The sequence below is a fragment of the Paractinoplanes deccanensis genome, from assembly GCF_016862115.1.
Classification (GTDB): Bacteria; Actinomycetota; Actinomycetes; order Mycobacteriales; family Micromonosporaceae; genus Actinoplanes; species Actinoplanes deccanensis.
Map to the genome: position 1 here is coordinate 1 of NZ_BOMI01000227.1, position 8,743 is coordinate 8,743.

2 protein-coding genes and 1 pseudogene are annotated in these 8,743 nt (G+C 77.1%); all 3 read right to left on the reverse strand.

The window, feature by feature from the left end:
• On the reverse strand, window positions 1-3,106 hold a 3,106-nt coding region (locus Ade02nite_RS51050; protein ID WP_438871033.1), incomplete at its 3' end, for a type I polyketide synthase.
• Window positions 3,107-3,247: 141 nt separating this feature from the next.
• A pseudogene (locus Ade02nite_RS51055) lies at window positions 3,248-6,238 on the reverse strand (type I polyketide synthase); the annotation flags it as partial.
• Window positions 6,235-8,743 (reverse strand): type I polyketide synthase (locus Ade02nite_RS48655; protein WP_203778263.1); only part of this gene is annotated, 2,509 nt, incomplete at its 5' end. The pseudogene Ade02nite_RS51055 and the gene Ade02nite_RS48655, both read right to left, overlap by 4 nt.

An 8,743-nucleotide genomic window follows, 5' to 3' on the forward strand; every position in this document is an offset into this window, starting at 1 on the left:
CCCCGGCTCGGCGCGGGCGACCGTTCGCCGGCCACTCCACCGAGTCGACGGCGAGCTCGACCGCGCCCGAGGACCAGTCCACTCGCGACGACGGCGAGTCCGCGTGCAGGGTTCGCGGCACCGTGCCGTGCCGCATCGCCATCACCATCTTGATGACGCCGGCTACGCCCGCGGCGGCCTGCGTGTGCCCGAGATTCGACTTGATCGACCCGAGCAGCAGCGGCGTCTCGCGCTCCTGCCCGTAGGTTGCCAGCAGCGCTTGGGCCTCGATCGGGTCGCCGAGCCGCGTGCCGGTGCCGTGGCCCTCCACCACATCCACCTCGGCCGCCGTCAGGCCCGCGTCGGCCAGCGCCCGCCGGATGACCCTCTGCTGCGACGGCCCGTTCGGCGCCGTCAGCCCGTTGGACGCGCCGTCCTGGTTCACCGCCGAACCGCGCACCACCGCCAGGATCCGGTGGCCGTTGCGCTCCGCGTCCGACAGCCGCTCCACCAGCAGCACACCCACGCCCTCGGACAGGCCGGTGCCGTCGGCCGTCTCCCCGTACGAGTGGCACCGCCCGTCGGAGGCCAGGCCCTGCTGCCGGGCGAACTCGGCGAACATCGCGGGCGTCGACATCACGGTCGCGCCGGAGGCCAGCGCCAGGTCGCACTCACCGCGGCGCAGCGACTGCGCGGCGAGGTGCAGCGCCACCAGCGACGACGAGCACGCCGTGTCGACCGTCACCGCCGGGCCCTCGAGGCCGAACACATACGACACCCGGCCGGAGGCCACACTGCCCGCCGTGCCGTTCGCGAGATAGCCGGCCAGGTCGTCGGGCACGGAGGCGAGGCCGGACCCGTAGTCGTGGTACATGATGCCGGCGAACACGCCCGTGCGGCTGCCCCGCAGCGAGGCCGGGTCCAGGCCGGCCCGCTCGAACGCCTCCCAGGTCGTCTCCAGCAGCAGCCGCTGCTGCGGGTCCATCCCGAGGGCCTCGCGCGGCGCGATGCCGAAGAACTCCGCGTCGAAGTCGCCGGCGTCGTACAGGAAGCCGCCCTCGCCGCCGTCGGCCCGCCAGCCCCGGTCGGCCGGGAACGCGGCGACGGCGTCGCCGCCGGCGAGCACGAGGTTCCAGAGCTCCTCCGGCGAGCGCACGCCGCCGGGGAACCGGCACGCCATGCCGACGATCGCGACCGGCTCGTCCACCGCGGCGACCGGCGCCGCCGCCGTCTCCCGGTCCTGTGCGCCGAGCATCGCGGTCAGCAGGAAGGCGGCCAGCGCGGACGGCGACGGGAAGTCGAAGACCAGCGTCGCCGGCAGGCGCAGCCCGGTCGCGGCGCCGAGCGCGTTGCGCAGCTCGACCGCCATCAGCGAGTCGAAGCCGAGGTCGCGGAAGGCGTCGTCGGCGCCGATGCCGTGCGCGGTGTCCCGGCCCAGGACCGCCGCCGCGTGGGACCGCACCAGATCGAGCACGAGGCCGTGGCGCCGGCCGGCGGGCGCCCGGTCCAGCGCGGAGCGCAGGTCGTCGCCGGCGGGCGGGCGATGCGCGACGCCGGCCAGGTCGCGCAGCATCGGCGCCACCGCATCGCCGGCCGCTCGCAGCGCGGGGCCGTTGAGGCGCAGCGGCAGCACCACGGCGGCGTCCGCGCCGAGCGCGCGGTCGAAGAGGTCGAGCGCCTCGCCGGTGTCGATCGGGAGGATGCCGGTGCGCGCGATGCGGGCCAGGTCGCCCTGCCCGACGTGGCCGGTCATCCCGCTGCGGGCCGCCCAGAAGCCCCAGGCCAGTGAGACGGTCGGGGTTCCGCGGGCCCGGCGGCGGGCGGCGAGCGCGTCGAGCGCGGCGTTGGCGGCCGCGTAGTTGGCCTGCCCGGCGGAGCCGAGGCTGCCGGCGGCCGAGGAGAACAGCACGAGCGGCACATCGCCGATGAGCTCGTCGAGCAGCAGCGCGGCGCCCGTCTTGGGCCGCAGGACGGTGTCGAGGCGCTCCGGGGTGAGCGCGGTGACCAGCCCGTCGTCGAGCACCCCGGCCGCGTGGACGACACCGGAGAGCGGCCGGTCGGCCGGGATCGCGGCGAGCGCCGCGCGCAGCACCTCCCGGTCGGCGACGTCGCCGTGCACGACCTGGACGGTCGCGCCGAGCTCCGCGAGCGACGGGTCCGGCGTGCCGGTGCGCGAGATCAGCATCAGGCTCGATACGCCGTACGCGGTGATCAGGTGCCGCGCCACGAGCGTGCCGAGGCGGCCGGTCCCGCCCGTGACCAGCACGGTGCCGCCGGACAGCGCCATCGCGCCCGCGCCGGGTGTGCCGGTGAGCCGGACGAGCCGGGGCCGGTACGCCCGGCCGTCGCGCAGGGCCACCTCGGGCTCGCCGGTGACCAGCGCGGGCGTGAGGTCGGCCGCCGCCTCGTCGGTGTCCACCAGCACGAGCCGGCCGGGGTGCTCGGCCTGCGCCGAGCGGACCAGGCCCCGCACGGCCGCGCCGGCCGGGTCGGTCTCGGCGTCCAGCGTCCGGATGACGAGCCGCTCGCCGGAGGGCTCGGCGTCCAGCCACGCGGTCACCTCGGCCAGCACGGCGCGCACGGCGTCGCCCGGTGTGGTCCGGCCGGCCGTGACGATCCTGTGCTCGCCCGCCGGCCGGACCTCGTCGGCGCAGGGAGTCCAGTCGATCCGGAACAGCGCCGCGTCGTGGGTGTGCCGCAGCTGGCTCTCCGACACCGGCCGCACCAGCAGCGACCGGGCGCTGAGCACGGGCGTGCCGGCCGGGTCGGTGACCAGCAGCTCGACCGTGTCCGGCCCGGTCCGGGTGAGGCGGGCCCGTACCCGCGTCGCGCCCGAGGCGTGCAGCGTGACGCCGGTCCAGGCGAACGGCAGCCGCGGGCCGTCGTCGGTGGCGGGGACGGCGAGGCCCACCGCGTGCAGGACGGCGTCCAGCAGGGCGGGGTGCATGCCGAAGCTGCCGCCGTCGCCGGCCGGGGGCAGCGCGGCCTCGACGTAGACGTGCTCTCCGGCCGCGAGCACCGTCTGGAGGCCGCGGAAGGCCGGGCCGTGGTCGAGCCCGTGCCGGCGCAGGTCGTCGTAGACGGAGTCCACGTCCACGGGCTCCGTGCCGGTGCCCGGCCACGACATCCGGCCGGGCGGCGCGGCCGCGGGGGCGAGCGTGCCGCTCGCGCAGCGGACCCAGTCCTGCCCCGGCGCGCCGGCCGGGCGGATGTGGATGCTCAGCGGCCGGCGGCCGTCGCCGGCCGGGCCGGCGACGATGACCTGCAGCTGCAGCGCGCCGTCGGCCGGCAGCACGGCCGGCGCGGTGAGGGTGAGCTCGTCGATCCGCGGGCAGCCGGCCTGGTCGCCGGCGCGCACGGCGAGGTCGAGCAGCGCGGTGGCGGGCAGCAGGACCCGGCCCAGCACGCCGTGGTCGGCCAGCCACGGGTGGGTGGCGAGCGACACCCGGCCGGTCAGCACGAACCCGTCGCCCTCGGCCAGGCCGAGCGCCATGTCGAGGAACGCGTGGTCGGAGACCGCGAAGTCGCCGGACGCGCGGCCCGCCGTCCCGGCCGGCCCGTCGGGCCAGTAGCGGGTGCGCTGGAACGCGTAGGTGGGCAGGTCGGCCCGCCCCGCCTCGCGCAGGCCGGCCAGGGCGTCCCAGTCGACGTCGGCACCGTGGGTGTAGAGCTCGGCCGCCGAGGTGAGCAGCCGGGCCCGGCCGCCCTCGCCGCGGCGCAGGGTTCCGGTGGCCAGTCCGGACCGGCCGGTGTCGTCGAGGATCTCCTGGACGCCGGCGACCAGGACCGGATGTGGGCTGACCTCGACGAAGCTCAGATGATCACGCTCGACCAGGGCGCGGATCGCCGCCTCGAAGCGGACGGTCGCGCGCAGGTTGAGGTACCAGTACTCCGCGTCCATCTGCGCGGTGTCCAGCGGTTCGCCGGTCACCGTGGAGTAGAGCGGGACCGCGGCCGGCCCGGGCCGGATGCCGTCGAGCGCGGCGAGCACCTCGCCGCGGACGGCCTCGACGCTCGGCGAGTGCGAGGCGTAGTCCACCGGGATCCGCCGCGCCCGCTCGTCCTCGGCGAGCAGCGCCTCCAGCGCCTCGACGGTGCCCGACACGACGGTCGAGCGGGGGCCGTTGACCGCGGCGATCGACAGGCCGGGCCGGTCGCCGATCTCCGCCGCCGGTCGGGGCACCGAGACCATGCCACCGCCACCGGCCAGGCGCAGCAGGGCCTTGCTGCGCAGGGCGACGACGCGGGCCGCGTCGTCGAGCGAGAGCGCGCCGGCCACGCAGGCGGCCGCGATCTCGCCCTGGGAGTGCCCGACGACGGCGGCCGGCTCCACGCCGGCCGAGCGCCACACCGCCGCGAGCGACACCATCACGGCCCACAGCGCCGGCTGCACCACGTCGACCCGCTCGAGCGCCGCCGCGTCGCCCAGCACCTCGGCCAGCGTCCAGTCCACGTACGGCCGCAATGCCGCGTCACACTCGGCGATCCGGGCGGCGAACACCGGCTCCGTGCCGAGCAGCTCCACCGCCATCCCGGCCCACTGGGCGCCCTGGCCGGGGAAGACGAACACGGGGCAGCGCTGACCGGACAGCGCCACGCCCTCGACGACCATCGGGTAGCGGGTGCCCTGGGCGAGGCCGTCGAGCCGGTTGCGGAGCTCGCCGGTGTCCCCGCCGAGCAGCACCGCCCGGTGCGAGAGCGCGGCCCGCCCGTGCCGCAGGGACCAAGCCACGTCCGCGGCGCCCCGGTCCGGATGACGGTCCACATCGGAGCGCAGCCGGGCCGCCTGCGCCCGCAGCCCCTCCGCGCTCGCGGCGGAGAGCAGCCAGGGCAGCGGGACCGGGCCGGCCTTCGCGGGCCGCTCCGGCTCGCTTTCCGGCTCCGGCTGCTCGATGATCACGTGGGCGTTGGTGCCGCTCACGCCGAAGGCCGAGACCGCGGCGCGGCGCGGCCGGTCCCCGCGCGGCCACGGCGCCGCGCCGGCCAGCAGGCGCACGGCCCCGGCGTCCCAGTCGACGTGTGGCGACGGCTCGCCGGCGTAGCGGCTGGCGGGCAGCACGCCGTTGCGCATCGCCAGCACCATCTTGATGACGCCGGCCACGCCGGCCGCCGCCTGGGTGTGGCCGATGTTCGACTTCACCGATCCGAGCCACAGCGGCTCGTCCCGCTCCTGCCCGTAAGTGGCCATCAGGGCGCGCGCCTCGATCGGGTCGCCCAGCGGCGTCCCGGTGCCGTGCGCCTCGACCGCGTCCACGTCGCCGTGCGCGAGCCCGGCGTCGTCCAGCGCCTGCCGGATGACCCGCTGCTGGGCGGCGCCGTTCGGCGCGGAGAACCCGCTGGACGCGCCGTCCTGGTTGATGGCGGAGCCGCGCAGCACGGCGAGCACCGGGCGGCCGTGGCGGCGCGCGTCGGACAGCCGCTCGATCAGCAGCACCCCGGCGCCCTCGGACCAGATCGTGCCGTCCGCCCCGGCCGAGAAGGGCTTGCAGTGGCCGTCCGGCGCCAGGCCGCGCTGCCGGCTGAAGTCGACGAACGGCCGCGGTGTCGCCATCACGGTCACGCCGCCGGCCAGGGCCATCGCGCATTCGCCGCGGCGCACGGCCTGCGCCGCGAGATGCAGCGACACCAGCGACGAGGAGCAGGCGGTGTCGAGCGTGACGGCGGGACCCTCGAGCCCCAGCTCGTAGGCGACGCGGCCGGAGACGACGCTGCCCGAGGTGCTGTTGCCGAAGAAGCCCTCGAACTCCGGCGAGTGCTGAAGCAGCCCGCTGTAGTCGTGATACATCACGCCGGCGAAGACACCGGTGCGGCTGCCCCGGGCCGAGTGCGGGTCGATGCCGGCCCGTTCCAGGGCCTCCCACGCGATCTCCAGCATGAGCCGCTGCTGCGGGTCCATCGTGACGGCCTCACGGGGGCTGATCCCGAAGAAGCCGGCGTCGAAGTCGGCGGCGTCGTGCAGGAAGCCGCCCGACCGCACGTACGTGGTGCCGAGCGCGTCCGGGGCGTCGGCGAACAGCCGCTCGAGGTCCCAGCCCCGGTTGACCGGGAACTCGGTGATGGCGTCGCCGCCCCGCTCGACCAGCTGCCACAGGTCCTCGGGCGAGCGGACGCCGCCCGGGTAGCGGCAGGCCATGCCGACGATCGCGATCGGCTCGGCCGGCTCGGCCTCGGCGCTCTCCAGCCGTTGCCGGGTGCGGTGCAGCTCGGCGGTGACCCAGCGCAGGCTCTCGACGAGCTCGGTCTCACTTGCCACGTTCACTTACCCCCGAGCTCGCGTCGAATGAAGTCGAGAACCGCGTCGGCCGAGGCCGTCGCGAGCTCCGCCGGTCCGGCCGGTCCCGGTTCGGGCTCCGGCCACAGCTCGGCGCCGACGTGCCGGGCCAGCGCACCGGTCGTCGGGTGCTCGAACAGCACCGTCGCCGGCAGCCGCAGGCCGGTGGCCTCGTTGAGGCGGTTGCGCAGCTCCACGGCGCCGAGCGAGGTGATCCCGAGGGCCATGAACCCGGCATCGTCGGCGATCCGGTCCGGCCGGTCGTGGCCGAGCACGGCCGCCACGTGCGTGCGGACCAGACGGGCGACCGTCTGCTCCCGCATCGCCGGTGGCGTGCCGGCCAGCCCGCCCGGCCGGTCCGTGGCGGGCCGGCCGGCCGGACGCGCGCCGCCCAGGCCGCTCAGCATCGGCGAGTCCCCGCCGGCGGCCAGGCGGGCGGCGACCACGGCGGGCGGCTCGGCGCCGAGCGCGGCGTCGAACATGGCCAGGGCCTCCGCGGTGGCCAGCGGCTCGATCCCGGTGCGCCGGATCCGGGCGCGGTCGGCGCCGGTGAGGCCGGCCGAGAGGGCGCTGCGCTCGGCCCACAGTCCCCAGTCGATCGACACCGTGCGCAGGCCGAGCGAGCGGCGGTGCGCGGCCAGGCCGTCGAGGAACGCGTTGGCGGCGCCGTAGCCGGCCTGACCGGCCGAGCCGAGCACGCCGGCCGCCGACGAGAAGAGCACCAGGGTCGCCTCCGGACCGGCCAGCTCGTGCAGGTGCCATGCGCCGTCCACCTTCGGCCGCAGCACCGCCGACACCCGATCGGGGGTGAGCGAGGTGACGGTGCCGTCGTCGGTCACGCCGGCCGCGTGCACGATCAGCCGAACCGGTCCCAGGCCGTCGAGCAGCGCCCGCACCTGGGCCCGGTCGCTCACGTCGCAGCGCGCCACGCGCGCCCGGCCGGCCAGGTCCCCGTCGGCGTCGCCGCCGCCGCGCCCGGCGAGCACGACGTCGCGGGCCTGCCAGTGCTCCACGAGGTGCCGGGCGACGGCCCGGCCGAGCGTCCCGGTGCCGCCGGTGACCAGCACCACGCCGGTGCCGTCCCACTGCCACGGCCGGCCCGGCGGCGCCGCCGTGAGCCGGGGCGCGTAGAGGCGGCCGTCCCGGACGGCGACCTCGGGCTCGCCGGTCGCCACGGCCGCGGGCAGATCCTCGGCGGCGGCGTCGCGCACCAGCACGATCCGCCCCGGATGCTCGCGCTGCGCGCAGCGCACCAGACCGCGGACGGCCGCACCGGCCCAGCCCCGGGTCGACACGACGAGCCTCTCGCCGTCGCCGGCCAGCCATCGCTGGATCCCGGTCAGCGCCGCGCCGACCGACTCGTGCACGCCCGCCGGCACCGTCGCCGGTTCCGCGGTGCAGTCGAGCACCTCGAAGCCGGTGTCCCGGCCGGGATCGGCGGTGATCTCCCGCCAGTCGACGTGGAAGAGGCGGCCGAGGGCGGACGGCCGCAGCGCGAGCGACCGGGCGGCGAACACCACGGTCCCGCCCGGGTCCTCGGCGGTCACCGACAGCATGTCCGGACCGGCCGGGGCGAGACGCACCCGCAGCCCGGTGGCGCCCGGCGTGGCGACCCGGACCCCCGACCACGAGAACGGCAGGCGGCCGCGGCCGGGCCCGGCCTGGATCCAGCCGTGCAGGCAGGCGTCGAGCAGCGCCGGGTGCACGGTCCACGACTCCGCCCCGGCCGGCGCGGTGATCTCGGCGAAGAGCTCGTCGCCGCGCCGCCACAGGGCGCGCAGCCCCTGGAACGCCGGGCCGTACTCCATGCCCGCGCCGGCGAGCTCGCCGTACGACACCGGCACGGGCGTGGCACCGGCCGGCGGCCAGGCGGGAAGCGGTTCACCGGCCGCGGCGCCGGCCTTGACCAGCGTCCCGTCGGCGTGCGCCGTCCACGTGTCGTCGCCGTCCGGCCGGGCGCGCACGGTGAACGGCCGCCGGCCGTCCTCCTCGGCGCCGGCCTCGATCTCGACCGCGACCGCGGCGCCGTCGGGGACGGTCAGCGGGGTGTGCAGCACGAGCTCGGCGATCTCGGCGTAGCCCACCTCGTGCCCGGCGCGCAGGGCCAGCTCCACGAAGAGCGTGCCGGGCACGAGCCGGGCGCCGGCGACGACGTGGTCGGCGAGCCAGGGCTGCGCGGCCGTGGACAGCCGGGCGCCGAGGACGACGCCGCCGGAGTCGGGCACGGCGGCGATCCGGTCGATCAGCGGATGCCCGGTGGGTGCGGGATCGGCGTCGAGCCAGTAGCGCTCGTGCTGGAACGGGTAGGTGGGCAGGTCGGCCAGCCGGCCGGCGGGCAGCAGCGCGGCCCAGTCGATCGCGGCACCGGCGACGTGCAAGCGCGCCAGCGCGGTCAGCAGAGCCTCGGGCTCGGGTTCGTCACGCCGCACCGATGGCACGAAGCCGTCGAGCCCCAGGGCGGTCAGCGACCCGTCCGGGCCGATCTCCAGATAG